This window comes from Xanthovirga aplysinae (assembly GCF_009711365.1).
In the GTDB taxonomy this organism is placed as follows: Bacteria; Bacteroidota; Bacteroidia; order Cytophagales; family Cyclobacteriaceae; genus Xanthovirga; species Xanthovirga aplysinae.
In genome coordinates this window covers 1-17,968 of sequence record NZ_SMMB01001274.1, presented here as the reverse complement: position 1 = coordinate 17,968, position 17,968 = coordinate 1, and the positions used below count along the sequence as shown (strand labels likewise).

14 protein-coding genes are annotated in these 17,968 nt (G+C 36.1%); 6 read left to right on the top strand and 8 right to left on the bottom strand.

The genetic code is table 11. The features are described from left to right. On the top strand, positions 1-2,191 hold a 2,191-nt coding region (gene bglX / locus E1171_RS20635), incomplete at its 5' end, for a beta-glucosidase BglX (protein WP_246164459.1). A 75-nt stretch (positions 2,192-2,266) separates the two neighbouring features. Here bglX and E1171_RS20630 read toward each other — a convergent pair. From E1171_RS20630 to E1171_RS20610, 5 genes are all read right to left on the bottom strand, one after another. Continuing rightward, positions 2,267-3,355 carry an AMP-binding protein gene (locus E1171_RS20630; RefSeq protein WP_187696565.1) on the bottom strand — a complete coding sequence of 363 codons (1,089 nt, stop codon included), beginning with the start codon at positions 3,353-3,355 and terminating at the stop codon, positions 2,267-2,269. Positions 3,356-3,520: 165 nt separating this feature from the next. Continuing rightward, entirely contained in the window at positions 3,521-3,709 is a 189-nt protein-coding gene (locus E1171_RS20625) for an enoyl-CoA hydratase-related protein (RefSeq protein ID WP_187696566.1), read from the bottom strand. 68 nt (positions 3,710-3,777) lie between these two features. Next, on the bottom strand, positions 3,778-5,490 hold the full coding sequence (menD, locus tag E1171_RS20620; protein WP_155207961.1) for a 2-succinyl-5-enolpyruvyl-6-hydroxy-3-cyclohexene-1-carboxylic-acid synthase: 1,713 nt from the start codon (positions 5,488-5,490) through the stop codon (positions 3,778-3,780). A gap of 232 nt (positions 5,491-5,722) precedes the next feature. Continuing rightward, entirely contained in the window at positions 5,723-6,964 is a 1,242-nt protein-coding gene (locus E1171_RS20615) for a chorismate-binding protein (protein WP_155207960.1), read from the bottom strand. Further along, entirely contained in the window at positions 6,961-7,386 is a 426-nt protein-coding gene (locus E1171_RS20610) for a hotdog fold thioesterase (protein ID WP_155207959.1), read from the bottom strand. The genes E1171_RS20615 and E1171_RS20610 overlap by 4 nt, the downstream gene beginning before the upstream one ends. A 566-nt stretch (positions 7,387-7,952) precedes the next feature. On the opposite strand from E1171_RS20610, the gene E1171_RS20605 reads away from it, so the two are divergent. The 3 genes from E1171_RS20605 (at position 7,953) to E1171_RS20595 (ending at position 10,454) form a co-directional block, all read left to right on the top strand. After that, positions 7,953-8,582 carry a histidine phosphatase family protein gene (locus E1171_RS20605; RefSeq protein WP_155207958.1) on the top strand — a complete coding sequence of 210 codons (630 nt, stop codon included), beginning with the start codon at positions 7,953-7,955 and terminating at the stop codon, positions 8,580-8,582. Positions 8,583-8,787: 205 nt separating this feature from the next. Continuing rightward, positions 8,788-9,639 carry a universal stress protein gene (locus E1171_RS20600; protein WP_155207957.1) on the top strand — a complete coding sequence of 284 codons (852 nt, stop codon included), beginning with the start codon at positions 8,788-8,790 and terminating at the stop codon, positions 9,637-9,639. Positions 9,640-9,890: 251 nt separating this feature from the next. Then, positions 9,891-10,454 (top strand): 2'-5' RNA ligase family protein, encoded by a 564-nt coding sequence (locus E1171_RS20595; protein WP_246164461.1) that lies wholly within the window; start codon positions 9,891-9,893, stop codon positions 10,452-10,454. 71 nt (positions 10,455-10,525) lie between these two features. On the opposite strand, the gene mtaB is transcribed toward E1171_RS20595, so the two are convergent. After that, positions 10,526-11,845: a tRNA (N(6)-L-threonylcarbamoyladenosine(37)-C(2))-methylthiotransferase MtaB gene (mtaB, locus tag E1171_RS20590; RefSeq protein WP_155207955.1), complete on the bottom strand. Its 1,320-nt coding sequence runs from the start codon at positions 11,843-11,845 to the stop codon at positions 10,526-10,528. A gap of 558 nt (positions 11,846-12,403) precedes the next feature. Here mtaB and E1171_RS20585 point away from each other — a divergent pair. After that, positions 12,404-14,593 carry a glutamine synthetase III family protein gene (locus E1171_RS20585; RefSeq protein WP_155207954.1) on the top strand — a complete coding sequence of 730 codons (2,190 nt, stop codon included), beginning with the start codon at positions 12,404-12,406 and terminating at the stop codon, positions 14,591-14,593. Between the two features lie 129 nt (positions 14,594-14,722). Here the strand turns inward: E1171_RS20585 and E1171_RS20580 are convergent, their stop codons facing one another. Then, on the bottom strand, positions 14,723-15,214 hold the full coding sequence (locus tag E1171_RS20580) for a hypothetical protein (RefSeq protein ID WP_155207953.1): 492 nt from the start codon (positions 15,212-15,214) through the stop codon (positions 14,723-14,725). A gap of 278 nt (positions 15,215-15,492) precedes the next feature. Then, positions 15,493-16,683, bottom strand: coding sequence for a tRNA 2-thiouridine(34) synthase MnmA (gene mnmA / locus E1171_RS20575; protein ID WP_155207952.1), 1,191 nt, complete (start codon positions 16,681-16,683; stop codon positions 15,493-15,495). A gap of 532 nt (positions 16,684-17,215) precedes the next feature. Between mnmA and E1171_RS20570 the strand changes: the two genes are divergently transcribed. Next, positions 17,216-17,968 (top strand): universal stress protein (locus tag E1171_RS20570; RefSeq protein ID WP_155207951.1); only part of this gene is annotated, 753 nt, incomplete at its 3' end.

Sequence of the window (17,968 nt, the reverse complement as noted above, 5' to 3'; positions counted from 1 at the left end):
TGAACCGGTGTCCAAAGAACCAACTAATGACAAAGTAGAAGAGCTGCTTAGTCAAATGACCTTGGAGGAAAAGGTCGGGCAGCTTAATTTTATAGTCGGAGATGCTCTTCAGACTGGGCCGGCCTCTGTAACCAATGATGGGGAAAGGCTGGAAATGATAAAGAGTGGAAAAGTTACTGGGGTCTTTAATGCACCGGGTGCAGAGTTTTCTTATAAGCTTCAGAAATTAGCCGTTGAAAATTCTCGATTAGGTATTCCATTACTTTTTGGTGCTGATATTATTCATGGGTATAAAACCATTTTTCCAATTCCTTTAGCTGAGGCAGCTAGTTGGGATTTAGAAACCATTGAAAATGGGGCAAGGGTTGCGGCTAAAGAAGCCACTTCAGCCGGAATTAATTTTAATTTCGCTCCGATGGTTGATGTTGGAAGAGATGCCAGATGGGGAAGAAATGCTGAAGGAGCAGGTGAGGACCCATATTTGGGCTCTTTGATTGCCCGGGCAAGAGTTCGAGGTTTTCAGGGCAATGATTTGGCAGCCCCTTATACTTTGGCAGCTTGTGTAAAACACTTTGCCGCTTACGGTGCTCCCGAAGGGGGAAAAGAATACAATACCGTGGATATGTCGGAACGTGTGCTTAGAGAGATGTATCTTCCTCCTTATAGGGCCGCTATTGATGAAGGCGCTGCTACTGTTATGACTTCTTTTAATGAAATTGATGGGGTGCCGGCTAGTGGAAGTAAATACTTACTGGATGATATATTGCGAAAGGAGTGGGGCTTTAATGGAATGGTAGTATCTGATTACAATTCTATTACAGAAATGATCAATCATGGTGTGGTAGGTAATCGAGCAGATGCAGCCAAAATGGCTTTAGAATCCGGTAATGATATGGACATGATGGGCTTAATTTATTCTTCTGAAATCGAAAAATTGGTGAAGGAAGGAAAATTGAGTGAAGAAACATTGGATAAAGCAGTGAGAAGAGTTTTGAAGCTAAAGTATGATTTAGGGTTATTTGAAAATCCTTATTTATATGCAGACCCTGCAGTTGAAAAGAAGGAGGTAAGATCTAAAGAGAACTATGATGCCGCATTGGATATGGCAAAGCGGTCTATCGTTTTATTGAAGAATGAAAAGGATTTGCTTCCTATCAATAAAAATGTTAATACGATTGCTTTGATTGGTCCTTTGGCGGAAAATAAGGATGAGTTAAATGGAATGTGGTCATTCTTTGGAGAAAACCAAGACCCAATTTCTATATTGGAAGGAATTAAACAAAAAGTTGGGCCTGGTACAAAAATATTAACAGCCGATGGAGCCGATTTCTATAGTGATTCTCGTTCCGGGTTTTCCAAAGCTGTAGGTATTGCCAACAAAGCAGATGTTGTAATTTTAGCTTTAGGTGAAAGTGCGGTAATGAGTGGTGAGGCAGCCTCTCGAAGCTCTATTGAATTGCCGGGGGTTCAAAAAGAACTCATGCAAGCCATTCAAAAAACTGGAAAACCGATTGTGACATTGGTAAGTAGTGGGCGACCTTTGGCTATTAGTTGGATGGATAAGAATATTCCAGCTATTTTGCAGACTTGGTCATTGGGAACCCTAACTGGGCCTGCCATTGCTGAGGTTTTATTCGGTGATTACAATCCTTCTGGTAAATTACCTATGACTTTCCCTAGAAATGTGGGACAAGTTCCTATTTACTATAATCATAAAAATACGGGAAGGCCTTACACGGGAGATTATTCCGAACCAGCCAGTGACCGTATTTATTCATCCAGGTACCGTGATGTGGAAAACTCTCCTCTTTATCCATTTGGTTATGGGTTGAGTTATGCTAAGTTTGAGTATTCTGATATTCAATTAGATAAAGCGTCAATTAAAAGTGGAGAAACCTTAAAGGTTAAAGTCAGTGTTAAAAATGCCTCAAAGGTGGATGGCGAAGAAGTTGTACAATTATATATTAGGGATTTGGTGGGTAGTGTAACCCGTCCTGTAAAAGAATTGAAAGGCTTTAAAAAATTGATGATCAAAGCTGGAGAAACCAAAGAAGTTAGTTTCGATTTAACGGAAGACGATCTATCATTTTATCGTCGAGACATGACTTTTGGAACTGAACCTGGGGATTTTAAGGTTTATGTAGGAACCAATTCACGAGATGTAAAAGAGGCGGACTTTATGTTAATGTAAGACTAAGTTTAGTGTTTGTTAGTAAAGTAAGAAAGGGCTGTGGTCATTTACAGCTCTTTTCTTTTTTTATTACATTTAATTGGAATTAGCGGTTTGTTGTCTTTGGATTTTACCGGTTTCCGTTTCTTGGAAGGTGGGTATGAAATAATGGTCTTTTGGGACTTCAAATTTACTTAAAGCTTTTTGTAGGCCATTTTTTAACTGGCGATGCTTTTCTAAAGGAAGACCCGTTCCCTCAATAAAAAGGCTAACTTTCTGCCCAAGTTTTTCATCTTGTATCCCATATAAAAAGAAACGTCTTTTAATTGAGAGCTCTCCAAATAGTCTGTCGATGATGTTTTCAACCTTTTCGGTAAAGATTTTTACTCCACCACTATTGATTATATTGTCTGCACGACCAATCCATTTAAAAGTCTTCCCTCCATTAAATTCCACTATATCGTTGGTAATGACTTTCTCATTATTGGAAACACTTCCTTGAATGCATAAACAAGATCTTTCATCCAATTCTGTTTCTATTCCTTCAAAAATCTGATAATAATCGGATTTTTCAGGTCCATTTAATCTTTTTAAAGCAATATGAGAGACGGTTTCTGTCATGCCATAGGTACTGTAAACGGCACTCTTTACTAATTGAAGTTTTTCTTCTAAGGAGGGATTTACGGCTGCTCCCCCTATAATAATTCCTTTCATTTGATTTAGTTGGGGAAGATAGTTCTTTTCAGTTTCTAGTAGGGTTTGCATTTGTAGGGGAACTAATGCAGTAAAATCAATTTTATCATTTCTGCTTAAGTTTTCCAAGGGATTGGATGAGGGTTCTACGGCAATAATATTCATCCCCAATTCAAAACTTCTTACCAACATCATCCGCCCAGCTATATAAGCGGTGTTTAAACAGACCAAAGCACTATCTCCTTTTTGAAGCCTTAAAAAGCTTGTAGTCAATTTTGCACTGGCAATCATTTGTGATCTGCTTATCTTAATTATTTTTGGGGTGCCGGTTGAGCCGGAAGTGGATATGGAAAATTCCTTTTCGCCACTTAACCATTTTTGGGAAAAGGATAAAGTATTGCTTTCAAAATCAGAAAAATTAGAAGATTTCCATTCTCCCGATTTAATGTAGTTGTAAGTGAATTGCTTTCCGTTGAGCAGTAATGCCTTCATAGATGTATTATGGCCGTTTCCAAGGCAAATATAGTAGAAAATATATGCTCTAGATGCCAAGTGTATCAAATTGGCATTAACCATGGCGATAAGAGGCTTAGGAAAAGAGCGAATTTCTTATTGTAAACCCCATACGTTCAGTTTAAGCACCCCTTCTCCACCTATTTAGCCTCCTTTTGGTTTATTATTTGGGTCTCCACCTGTACAAAATACTTTTTCCCCTTCACCAGTAAACATTACGGTATGATTATCCGGATTTTCTCTACAATGATCGATTTCCTCAATCATCTCCAAATTGATTATTAGTCGGAATGCATTGTAGATTTCCGATCTATTGATTGTGATTTTAGCAATTTCCTCGAAGAACTTGAACTAAATGTCCTGGTATTCTTTAATAGTTTTCCAATCGAATTTAATTGCCGTTACTGCTCGTTAATTAGTTGTTTGAATTTTAAAAATATTTCTTTGTTCACCTTGCTGTCGGTTTCGATTTCCAGGATTTTGGCATTTCCTTCTCTGGAATAAAATTGATTTAGAAGGTCATCCAACTGATCTAATCCATTGCAATAAAAATAATCGAATTGAAATTCTTTTGCTATATGTTGGGCATTTGATTGTTGGCGTGTTTCAAAGTACTCCTCTAGTTCCGGTTGGTCACTAGGCCCTTTAATGATTCTAAAAATAGATCCCGAATGATTATTCAATAAAATGATTCTGAGGTTGTTCGGTAAGTAGTTGTGCCAGAATGCATTTCGGTCATAAAGAAAGGCCATATCCCCCGTAAAGAGTACAGTTAGTTTATCCGTCGAAAGTGCATTACCAACTGCAGTACTATTGCAACCATCAATTCCACTGGTACCACGGTTTGAAAATACTTCTATATTTTTCTTAGCAGAATTAATCCCTACAAAGTTGACATATCGTACCGCCATACTATTGGCTAATTGTAAGTCTGTTTTCTCTGGTAGTTTATCAATGGCCTTTTTTATAATACCAAACTCACAATAGTTTTCATTTAATAATGGAGCTTCAAGTATATTTTTTGAGAATTTTTCCGCTTTCTGCCAATCATCGAAATAGTTGGTGTTGTTAGAAATGGAGCTTTTTTCTTCGTAATTAAGGATTTTTTCAAAAAACCAATCTGGGTTTACGGGAATGTGTTTACCTAAACTCTGATAAGTGTCTGCCACATGACCACCAGGTTGAATGTGCCAATGTGCTTTGGGTTTATACTTACGGAGGAAAAGTTTGCTGTTTTTCGAAAGAACAGCTTTCCCAAAGGTGATCAGCAAATCGGGTTGTAGAGCTGTTAAAAGCTTTTCATCATCTTTTCCTAAAAAGATGTCCGGATAACGAATTACTTCTGGAATATCATGCAAATTGGAAGTAACATCTCCTACAATTGGGATCATTTGTTCTTCCCCGAGTTTTTTTAAATGATCAATTAATTGAGGTTGAAGGGGCCCTTGCCCCGCAATAATTAATTTTTTGTCAAATTGATTCCACTCTTGAATTAGTTTGTTCAGAACATTGGAATTTAGGGTAGGAATAGTGGGAATCTGATCAATTACCTTTACCGATGTATCGAAAACTATTTCTTCCCCTTTTTCCGGATAGAAAGGCTCTCTTAGGGGAACATTGATATGAACGGGACCAGCGGGAAATGAAGTGCTTACATTTAGTGCTTCTGAAACAATTCTATCCGAATGCCAAAGTTCATCTACTGTAGATGGGGAAACCGGAAGGTAATAGCTACTCTTTATATTTTTCCCATAGATTTCAAATTGTCTTATAGTTTGATTGTCCTGTTGATCAATCCATTCAGGAGGCCTGTCAGCTGTTAATATTAACAGAGGAATTTGTTGAAAATAGGCTTCTGCCACAGCTGGAGCGTAGTTGTATGCCGCTGATCCCGAACTACAGACGATTGCCACAGGTCTTTTGGTCTTTTGGGCAATTCCTAAGGCAATAAAAGCGGCCGTTCTTTCATCACTAATTGTTCGGGTTCTAATTTGTGGGTGCCGAACAAAATTAAGTACCATTGGGGCATTTCTAGAACCTACTGATAGGATGACGTCCTTTATCCCTTTTTGTGCACAAATTTCAGTTAAATTAACTATATGTTGAAGGATCATACTTTCAATTCTTGAAGTTCAAAAAAAGGGAAATAAAGGTAAAATATAATCGTCGATAGTAAGCTTTACCTCTAGGTATTTTACCCTTCTTTGGGCTCTATCATTAGCAATGGGTCAAAATTAGTTTAATTCCCTAAAAAGAGAATTGAAATATTTTTATAAATATTCCAATTTAGGTAGTCCTCTTTGAAGAAAGGTGAAAGGGAATTGAAGTAACCTAAACCATGCGTTTTTAAGATTTTAACACTTTTAACAGTGTATTGCATTTTAACTCTGTTTCATCCCACTCCTTTTCAGCATTTGAATTGGCTGTTACTCCAGCTCCAGCAAACAATACTGCAGATTTCTCTACTAACTTCATGCATCTAAGGTTGACGAATAGTGAAGTCACCTCCTTAATGTTAACAGGCCCAAGGAAACCACTGTAATATTCTCTGTCAAAAGGTTCATGCTTTTTCAAAAAATCAAGAGCGGGTTCTTTAGGCATACCACACACTGCAGAAGTAGGGTGAAGAAGGTCTAACATGACACTTCCTAATTCCGGAAAGTTTGTAGCTTTCATATTTACTTTAAATTCACTTTTTAGGTGAAGTAAGTTTCCTGCCTGGATCGTTCTTGGCCCTATTTCCTCATACTCCCTGAGCCTAATTTTTTTGAAGCAATTGATAATATATCGTCCCACCATGGCTTGCTCTTCAATTTCCTTTTGTCTCCAAGCTGCCGTTTCTGTTGTTAGGTCTTGAGAGGCAATCTGGGTTCCAGCCAGAGCAACCGTTTTAAAGATTTGTTGCTTCTGATCTATGTTAACTAAAAGCTCAGGTGTTGCTCCCATCCAAGTCCCCACATTTGGAATGGAAACCAGAGAGACAAAAGCATTAGGATAATGAGAGCAAAGCTTTTGGAAAGTTTCAATGATTTTAAATTTTTCTGAAAGGGGGACAACCTTTGTTTTTGCAGGAACTACCTTTTGAAAATTACCTGAATTAATGCTTTTAATAGATTGGGTTACTGTATTGATAAACAGGCGTTTATTGGTTTCTTTTTCAGGTGGAAGTTCGGTGGTGAAATATGGGGATTTATCTTTTGTGTTTCCTTTCAGAAAGTTTTGAAAATCCTTTCGAAATTTCTTCTCTGCAGGATCCCTTTTTGCCATTCCGAGTTTAGAAACAATACTTTCTTCCTTTGTTCCAAAATAAAGATCGGCATTAATAAAATGGGTTGAATTATTGGAAGAGTTATCAAAGGCAGAAAACAAAAATCCGGAATTAGAATCTTGTAAGTTGGTCGAGGAACCTGTTCCTTCTCCTGAAAGATCAACAACCAAATGTTTTTCCTTTTCTAAGGGATTACGCCAAAATGATATAGAAAAATTCCCTTTAAAAGTGGCATGCAAGAAACTATTAAATATACTTTCCTCAGAATACCCTTTCAGGTCAATGTCTGATATGTATTTGTCTTGAATTATCTCCTTCATGCCTTTTTATGGTCAATCACCGCAATTGTTATCCGACTAATGCAAATTAGCTGCTCTTTTCTATCGTAAATTTTGATTTCCCAAACATGGGTTTTTTTTCCGATATGAACAGCTTTACAGATACCTTGTACAAATCCTTCTCTGGCACTTTTGATGTGATTGGCATTTATTTCCAGGCCAACACAATATTGTTTGGAATTATCAACGCAACAGGTGGCGGCTATACTTCCTAGTGTTTCTGCCAAAGCCATTGATGCTCCTCCATGTAGAAGTCCCATCGGTTGTCTTGTACGATGGTCGACGGGCATGGTGGCTTTAATAAAATCACTTCCTATTTCAATAAACTCAATCCCTAGGTGATCAACCATCGATTCCTGACTTATTTGATTGAGTAGATCTATTGATATGTCGGGTCGAAACATAAAAAATGAAATGGTTAGAAAAAATCTCGTATTCAAGACGAGTGAATAAGAAAATTATAAACCAAAATTAGCGGGCACCCATAATTTTTATTAAAATATGGGTGTGCAGTCTTTTAAAAGGCATTTGTCGCTTGAGTAAAAAATTTGGCCAAGCTTTAAATTAATTTAAAAGGAATTAACAAAAATGTTCGGCTAGATTTTGGTTAAATATTGATCAAAATTAGTTAAGAATGTAAATACTAACAAATTTCAGAACTGTATAGAATGAGTTATTTCCTTGTATAGGTATTTGTTTCTGAAGATCAGGTATTTTGTTTTTGTGGATTTAATGGGTGGTTTGCTTCATCAACAGGGGTGAAAGTCCAAAATTTTTTTCATAATCAGGATAGTTTACAGGGAAATATAGATTAACTGAAGTTTGGTACTAGAAATTTATCTTTGGCTTTTTTAGTTTTTATAGTTATAAAACATATTATATTTTCTCGACCAAACGTTATTTTACATTGTGCTTAGTAAAGATTAGCAGCTAAACATTTTTTTGAAACTAGATTAATAAATAATAAACCTTGGAAACAAAGAATTTATTTCTGATTCGACACGGGCAAACAGAATATAATAGAAAAAATATTGTGCAAGGCTCAGGTATTGACGCCCCTTTAAATGAAGAAGGAAGAAGACAGGCTGAATATTTTTTTCAGGCCTATGGAGATCATCCTTTTGATAAAGTATATACTTCCAATTTGCAAAGAACGGTACAGTCAGTTCAAAACTTTATTGCCAAGGGGGTTCCTCATGAAAAATTGGGAGGGTTGAATGAAATTCACTGGGGTGAAAAAGAAGGCCAACCATTTAGTTCCGCATCCCAATTGGTATATGAAAGAACAACAAAAGCCTGGAGGGAGGGTGAATTAGCCTGTTCCCTTCCTGGTGGTGAAACACCGCTTCAGGTGGTTGAGAGACAGAAGAAAGCCTTGAAGCATATTATGGGGCAAAATCATGAAAAAGAAATTCTAATTTGTATGCATGGGAGGGCTATGAGGATATTTTTATGTCTTTTACTTAAAGTCGATCTTCGTTTAATGGATTCTTTTGACCATGTAAATTTAGGATTGTACCATTTATGTTTTCAGGATGGTAGCTTTAGCTTATGCTTGAAAAATGACCAAAGTCATTTGGTGGCATTATGTAGTAATTAGAGAAAAAATTTATCAATGAAAGGGAGCATAGGTTTTATATGCTCCCTTTTTTATTTATAAATTAAAATGTAATATAAGGAGTAAAAAATGTGATTTTTTTTGTATATTATTTTCGTGCAGAAATTTTTACTCCTCCGAGAAGGTTTGAAGGGCATCGAGGTGTTTGTTAAATAGTTTTTTTCTTCATCATCCATCGTTAATAGCCATGAACAAAATTCTTGTCCCTCTAGACTTTTCTGATGTCTCAATTAATGGCCTTGAAGTAGCTGTTAAGTTTGCAGGACAGATGAATGCAGAATTATTTCTCTTTCATACCATTGCCGAACCTGGGAGTTTTGGATTTAGTACCACCGGAAGTGGAGACGGCTCTGGAAGTTCGGGTGATCGTTTTATTGCTGAACTCTACCGTCAATCTCTTCGTAGCCTGAGGAAAATTATGGAGTATTATGGAAATGAAAATGTTTTATTTCGCCCTTCCATAATTATCTCCGATTTTAAAACAGGGATTAGTGATTTTGTTGAAAAATATCAGATTGATTTGGTAATTATGGGAACTAGTGGTGTTTCTACTCTTACTGAATATTTTGAGGGTAATCATACCGAACAAGTGATTCGAAATGTGAATTGCCCAGTAATAGCTGTAAAAGAACAGCAGAAGAACTTTAGAATGAGGAATATGGTGATTTCCACAGATATGTCCATGTATTCCGATGCCTATATTTCTTATCTCAGAGATATAGCCAACTATTTTGAGGCCAAAATCCATCTCATTAAGATTTCTTCTATTAAAAATCAGCAGCGAAATGAGAATTCTCTACTAAATGATTGGGCCATTAAACATAATTTGATCAACTATAGTGTCCAAACCCTTTTCAGTAAAAATAGAGAATCCAGTTTGATTGAATTTGCCCACCGAAAAAATGCTGATTTAATAGCTGTGGTGGGCAAAGGAAGAAAATCTCGATTCCCAATATTAGGAAGTAGTAGTTTTTCTGAAGAAGTCATTAAAAAATCTAGGGTTCCAGTTCTTTCCCTAGAACTTCGGCCAGGTCATTAAGTGGTAAACTTCCTTTAATTTAATATTGGAATTATAGGTTGGGTTGGAAAGGGAAGAAGTTTTAGTGGCATTAAAGGGGAGAGTAGGGAAAGGATTACTAGTGTGCTAAGGAATATTTTGAAATCACCTGGTATGAATTGGATCTGTTGTTTCTGGTTTCTAATTTTCAACAGGTGAATCTAGACATTAGTAGATATTCTCAATTGTGTATGATACTAGTCAAAATCAATTAATCTATTTTATTCTTTTTGATGAAAGGAACAGGGAATTTTCAGCTATATTTTTTGGGTATCCTTCCTCCCAAGGATTTGCAAGATGAAGTGACCGATATAAAAAAAGATTTTTCGAATCGGTTTAAAGCGAAACACGCTTTAAAATCCCCTCCACACATTACATTGTACATGCCCTTTAAGTGGGAAGAAAAACAATTTAATGGGCTTAGTGATTCCTTGCAGTTATTTACTGAAAACAGGAGTTCGTTTTCAGTCGGATTAAATGGGTTTGAGGCCTTTCCTCCTCGAGTGATTTTTATTCAAATTGAAAATTCCGAGCAGTTAAATAAGTTGCATTCCGAATTATTGGATTGGTTAAGCAAAAAATTGGGTATCTATGATCAAAGGGAATGGGGAAGACCCTACTCTCCTCATTTAACCGTTGCTCATAAGGATTTAAAAAGAGGAAATTTTATTATTGCTTGGGAGGAGTATAAAGATAAAGCCTTTGTGAATTCCTTTTTGGTTGAAAGTTTTGTTTTATTACACCACCTTAATGGAAAATGGGAACCCTGTCAGGAATTCTTTTTTGGAAACAAGTAGGACATCCTTTACAGATGTCCCTAACTTTTGAAATAATTTTCCCTGTCATTCAATTCAGGCCAATTTTTAATTTAATGTTTTTCATATGTGGGTGATATTTCTTCCACTTCCATCAAATTTTCAGGGTTTAAATGGCTCAGTTTAACCTTTTTTAGTTCGTTGATTAATATAGGGTCGTATTTTGCCTTAACCCGAACATAATTTTCTGTGAAGCCATGCATCATTCCATCCTCAATATCCTCTTCAAAAAGGACAGTAGCTTCCCGATTTACATTTTCCTGATAAAACTTCCTTTTTTTCTTTTCCGAAAGGTTTCTTAGCATCTTTGATCTTTCGGCACGGACCTTATGTGGAACCACCTGATCTAAATTTGCTGCTACTGTATTGGCTCGTTCCGAATAAGTGAATACGTGAAGATATGAAATGTCTAATTCGTTTAGAAAATGATAAGTTTCCAGAAAATCTTCCTCAGTTTCCCCCGGAAATCCGACTATTACATCAACTCCAATGCAGCAATGTGGCATTAATTGTTTGATCTTGCTTACTCTGTCTACGTATAATTCCTTTAAATAGCGCCTTTTCATTAAGCGCAAGATTTTGTTTGAACCAGATTGGAGGGGTATATGAAAATGAGGTACAAATCGGTTTGATTGTGAAACGAACTCTATAATTTCATTTGTAAGCAAGTTAGGTTCGATAGAAGAAATTCTAATGCGATCTATTCCATTTACTGAGTCCAATTCTTTCACTAAATCGAAAAATCGAATCTTTCTTTTTCCATCTACAATTCCAAAATCTCCTATATTAACTCCGGTAAGCACCACTTCTTTTACCTCCGTTGAGGCAATTCCCTTGGCTGACTGTAAAATGTTTTCGATTGTGTCGCTGCGACTTTTTCCTCTTGCTAAAGGAATTGTACAAAATGCACATCCATAATTACAGCCATCTTGCACTTTTAGAAATGTACGTGTTCTATCATTAATTGAATAAGCGTTATTAAAGGCTTTGGCTTCCTTAATTTCACTCGCAAAAACTTTTGGACTTTTTTCTTTTTGGAAACCATCCAAGAGCTCAAGGAGTCGAAATTTTTCTGCAGCACCTAATACGGCATCCACTCCCGGAATGTTGGCAATTTCTTGAGGTTTTAATTGGGCATAGCAACCAATAATAGCTATAAAGGAGTCTGGTGCGTATTTTCGCGCTTCTTTGACCACCTTTTTACACTTTTTATCAGCGTTGTCGGTGACGGAACAAGTATTGATGATGTAAATATCTGCTCCTTCTTCAAAATTTACCTTCTTATATCCCTTTTGCTCAAACATCCTCCCAATCGTGGAGGTTTCCGAAAAATTGAGCTTACATCCTAATGTGTAAAACGCTACTCTCTTCATAAGGCTGCAAAAGTACTTATTTTCACGAATAATCCATTGGTTAATGCCCGGAATTAAAACTTTAACTCTTTTATAAACTAAGAAATGAATTCTTTTAGTACTAATGTTCTTAATGTTGATCGTTAAAATTTTAGAATTAAGATTCTTTTGACTCCATTAAAAAATTCATTAGCTGTTCAAAAAGCATGATCTTATTCTTTTTAAAAGGAAATCAAAGATCGATAAGACAAGTGGATAAGGGGTATTATGAGGTTAAAGTTTATATGTTTTTAAAATATAAAGGAATTATAAAGTCTTAATATTTTTAGGAGTGGTGTAAAACTGTAAAACCTTAAGTTTAAGCAGTACCATTGGATACTTTTAATTTACATAGGGTGAGTTTTATGTCAATGAAGGAAAGTGGATTTCGGGTTTTGAGCTTTTTAAAATAGGCTGAAATCTGTTTTTTATATAAAAATTATATAAAATAGGTTTAAAAATCAGGCTTTATGTTTGAGTTTGTCTAATTGTTTTTAATTTTGGGTTCAGTATCAATCTAATTAAACCAATAATTATACGATGGGTTCTATCAGAAAATCAGCATTAGGAAAAGTTTTGGATAGGAAGGAAGTTCAAGTCAACTTGCCCTCTGCCAAAATATCACATTTTTTTGGGACTAATGTCTTTGGGACAGAAGCTTTAAGAGCAACTGTTTCTTCCGATATTTATAAAGAATTGGTAAATGCAGTTGACAAAGGTAATAAAATTGAGTCTCATGTGGCTGATGCAGTGGCTTCTGCAATGAAATCATGGGCCATTTCAAAAGGAGCAACACATTACACGCATTGGTTCCAACCATTGACTGGAGCAACAGCAGAAAAACATGATTCTTTTTACGAACCAAGCCCGGATGGAAGAGGAATTGAGAAATTTAAGGGGAGTGCTTTAGTTCAGCAGGAACCTGACGCATCATCTTTTCCCCATGGTGGTATTCGAAATACATTCGAAGCCAGAGGATATACGGCATGGGACCCTTCTTCACCAGCATTCATATTAGAAAATGGAGATGCCAAAACTTTGTGTATTCCTACCATTTTCGTTTCCTATACAGGAGAAGCACTTGATTTTAAAACTCCGCTTTTGAAATCGTCCGCTTTTGTTGATAAAGCTGCTGTAGAGGTCATTAATGAATATTTTGATAAATCTGTATCTAAGGTTAGTACATCCTTAGGTGTTGAGCAGGAATATTTTTTGGTGGATAGGGCCCTTTATGAGGCACGTCCTGATTTGACAATGGCAGGTAGAACAGTATTTGGTCATCTTCCGGCAAAAGGTCAACAGCTGTCAGATCATTATTTTGGGGCTATTCCTAATCGAGTGCATACATTTATGGTTGATTTGGAGGCAGAAGCTTTAAAATTGGGGATTCCAATTCAAACTCGACATAATGAGGTGTCTCCGTCTCAATTTGAGTGTGCTCCTATGTATGAAGAGGTGAATCTTGCCGTGGACCATAACCAGCTCTTGATGGACCTGATGGAGCGAGTAGCAGAAAGACATAATTTTAAAGTGCTTTTGCATGAGAAGCCTTTTGCAGGGGTTAATGGAAGTGGTAAACACAATAACTGGTCTTTAATTACCAATACAGGTAAAAATCTTTTAGCACCAAGCAGTAAAGCCAAGGAGAATCTCCAGTTTTTGGTTTTCTTTGTAAATACAATAAAGGCAGTTTATAACCATAATGCACTTTTAAGAGCATCAATTGCTTCTGCAGGAAATGATCATCGATTAGGAGCAAATGAGGCGCCACCTGCAATCATGTCCGTATTTATTGGTTCTACACTGACTGAAGTGTTGAATGAATTGGAAAATAATGGGCATATTGATATCGATAAGGGTGATAATGTCTACATGAAGTTAGGAATCAATAAAATTCCACCTATCCTTTTAGATAATACCGATAGAAATAGAACATCTCCTTTTGCTTTTACTGGAAATAAGTTTGAGTTGAGAGCTGTGGGATCTTCTGCTAACTCGGCTTCTCCAATGACCGTTTTGAATACGATTGTTGGTGAGCAATTAGTAGCCTTTAAGAAAGAAGTAGATGCTTTGATTGAAGCAGGAGAGAAAAAGGAGGTTGCAATCATAAAAGTTTTGAGAGGCTATATCAAGGATTCAAAAGCCATCCGCTTTGAAGGAAATGGATACTCTGAAGAATGGGTTGAGGAAGCGGAAAAAAGGGGGCTTTCAAATGTGAAAAATACAGTGGAGGCTTTAGAAGCTTATCAGACGAAGGTTTCAAAGGATCTGTTTGCTGCTCACGATATTTATTCTGAAGCTGAGTTGGATGCTCGAGTGGAAATTCAATTGGATAGCTATGTTATGAAAATCCAAATTGAATCTAGAGTAATGGGGGACTTGGCATTAAATCATGTAATTCCAACAGCAATTACTTATCAAAATAAGCTAATTGAAAATATTAAAGGGTTGAAGGATATTGGAATTGATGTTTCTGATAATCCAACCTTTGAGACTATTAAAGAAATTACTGAGCATCTTGCCATTATTCGGAACAATGTAAATGCTATGGTAGAAGCCAGAAAAGTGGCTAACAAGATTGAAGATACAAAGTCAAGAGCGCATGCATACAGTACCGATGTGAAAAGTTACTTTGATGTGATTCGGTACCATGTAGATAAACTGGAGCTTTTGGTAGATGATGAGATCTGGCCGTTGGTGAAATACAGAGAACTATTATTCTTGAGATAAGGTTTTTTATTAGAAGTGTTGTTTATTAGACTCCTTACCCTTTGGTAAGGGGTCTTTTTTTTTGAGTGAAAATTTAAACTGCCTTATTTGATTTGAGGCAATTTTTATCTTCAATAATCAAAAAAAGATTTAATCCTCATCCAATTGGGGTTTTTCAATCATTGGGAGGTCAATAAGTTTTAATTCTTCAGGGGTGATGGCAAAATATCCGAGAATTCCTCCCGAGGCCTCTGCAATATGTCTTGCGTATGTTTTTAAACTGGCATAAAGTTCCACTTGAAATTTTGGATCCAAGACTGGAAGTATATGGTTTAAACGACTTAATTCTTTGTATAGGCTGGCCTCTCTTTTTTCTTTATTTTCATCTAATTTATCCATGTAAAAATCGAGTCTTTTGTCAAAATTTTCCGCTACAGCATGGTAATACTCTTCTAACTCTTCTCTGTCATGGGTTTCTCTTACCTGTGCAAAATATTTCGCTTGTTCTAACTCTGTTTTGTTATAGGTTTTTTCTACACCTGCAATAAGTAAGCTAATTAGAACAGGTACATCTAACATATATTCAACCTCGTTTTCCCGGAGATTTTTGAATATTTTTTTTAAATTAAAATAACTTTCCATAATAAAGGTCCTTTCTTTTCATTAGACAATGAATATTATAAAACTATTCAAGCTGCCCTCATTAATTGTCTTGAATTGGGTGAATTTCTGAAAATTATTTAGCCTCCTTTCTTTAATTTTATTTTAAATTCCTACTCCTTAATTTGGTATTGATTTTTAGGGACGGGTTATATTTTTATAACGGAGAATGGATAGCATGGTTAATTACAGAGAAGGGAAATTTTAGATAGAAAGGAAAGAAGTGATGAAAAGGGTTAAAAGAGGAAAAATATCCCCTTTTAACTTATAACTCCGGAACCAATCAATTCGTTTTCGGAATACCAGGCAGCAAATTGTCCTGGTGTAATTCCTTTTTGTGAGTTATCAAAGATTATATAAAGGTTATCATGCTCCATGAACAGGGTAGCCGATTCGAGGGGCTGTCGATATCGAATCCTGACCAACATTTTTTGGGAGTCTCCCTCTTTCATTTTAAGGTCTTTCCTCACCCAGTGCACTTCTTCCTTTCGAATAGATAGACCTTGTCGGTAAAGGCCAGGATGATCTGTTCCCTGGCCGGTATACAAAACATTTTCATCTATGTCAGTGTCCAAAACAAAAAGTGGTTTTGGTGTACCCCCAACATTTATTCCTTTTCTTTGGCCAATGGTAAAATAATGCACTCCATTATGATTTCCCACTACCTTACCTTGAGATGCTTTATACCGAAAAGGTGTAGTAAGAGACTTTAACTTTTGAAGGTGATCCTCGGGAATTTCTGTGTTTTCCTTTTGGTAATCTTCAAGATCGTTTGGAACTTCAATGATTTGACCTTTTTTTGGTTTTAATTTTTGTTGCAGGAAATCCGGTAATTTAACTTTCCCCACAAAACAAATACCCTGGGAATCTTTTTTGTCAGCTGTTATTAAGTCTAATTCTTTTGCAATTTTTCTAACTTCTGGCTTCTGAAGGTGCCCAATAGGAAAAAGGGCTTTAGATAATTGTTCTTGAGTTAACTGGCATAGAAAATAACTTTGATCCTTATTTCTATCGTTTCCGGCCATTAATTGATATACTGATTGTCCATCTTTTTCAAATTGTGCCTTCTGACAATAATGTCCTGTTGCAACAAAATCAGCACCCAATTTCATAGCAGCCTTTAAAAAGATGTCAAATTTAATTTCTCGATTACATAAAACATCGGGGTTTGGAGTGCGGCCTTGTTCATATTCATTGAACATATAATCTACCACACGCTCTTTGTATTCTTTACTCAGGTCAATAGTTTGAAAAGGTATTCCCAATTTTTGGGCTACGATAAGGGCATCATTTGAATCTTCTACCCAAGGACATTCATTACTAATGGTTACACTTTCGTCATGCCAGTTTTTCATAAACAGGCCAATGACCTCATAGCCTTCCTCCATTAATAAATGGGCCGCTACACTGGAATCTACTCCACCTGATAAACCAACAACTACACGCTTCATAAAATTAATTTCTTATGCTCAAACTTTCCAATAAATGCTATTCTAGCCATTCATGGACCTTAATTATTTTCATTGGCCGAAATGTCAGCCCTGGTTTTTATTTTGTACTCATTCGAGCCTTAAATGAAAAGGGTTCAAGGCTGCAAAGATAGAAAGACTTCATCTCAAATGAATAATGATTATTGAATAATTGAAAATGAACAATTATTAACGGTCAAATACATATGAAAGTTTACCTGAATGTGGGATTTGAAGATTTTGTTTTTTGGTTCTTGATTAAAGAGGTTATTGTTTTCTCTAAAAGGTTAAAAAATGTTATCTTATTCTTAGAGCATGTTTAAAATATTCTTTTTACTGCAAATGGTTTTTGAAAAGCGGCATTTCGTTGCTTTTGTTCCACGAAGGTTACAGCCAAGAGCTCAAAAAGCGGCTCGTTCACCTTTTCAAAGTAACATTATCGCTTAAAAACAAAAAATTTAAATAAGCTCTTTTGTTTTAGGATTATTTACTAAGCTAAAATTGCTTTCATCTGATGCAAAAAATTCTTTGCCCTGTAGATTTTAAAGATGCCTCCCTTAATGCGGTGAATTATGCTGCCCATTTAGCCAAACAGGTTGGGGCCAATTTAACTTTTCTCTATGTGATTCCCGAGGAAAGGCCCATTGTGGAAGAACCAGGAATAATGGATGAGATAATAGCCCAGAAAGAGGAAGCTCGTCCCGAATTGGAAATACTTTGTGAAGAGACTACTCGGAATTTTGGGGTCTCTACAGATTATTTAATTCAGGTTTCCATTTTAAAAATGGAAGTAGAGAAAGTGGCAGAAGAAGGAAATTATGATTTGGTGGTGATGGGTACTGGTGGGGTTACAACAGTTGACCATTATTTTTTTGGAAGCAATGCATCTAAAGTAGCTGAAAATTGTAGTTGCCCTGTAATTACGGTACCCAAAGATTTTTATAGGACAGAGGTTCAAAACATTGTTTATGCCAGTAATTACCAGACAAAAGATGACTTCTATATTCAACAAATTTTGGAGCTTTCAAAAGTGGTAAATGCTTCAATTACGGTTTTACATGTCAGTAAAGTTTCGGAGCCTTTCGGAGAAGAGCTTTTTGAATCGGTTACTAATCAGATCAGGAAGGAATTTCAGTTTGATTACAAACAAGATATTAAGTTTGAGAGAGTTGTTTACGAAGATGTAGAAGAGGGGTTAAGAAATTACCTTTATGACCACAATGTAGACCTTGTGGCTGTATTAACAAAACACAGAAATTTTTTAGAA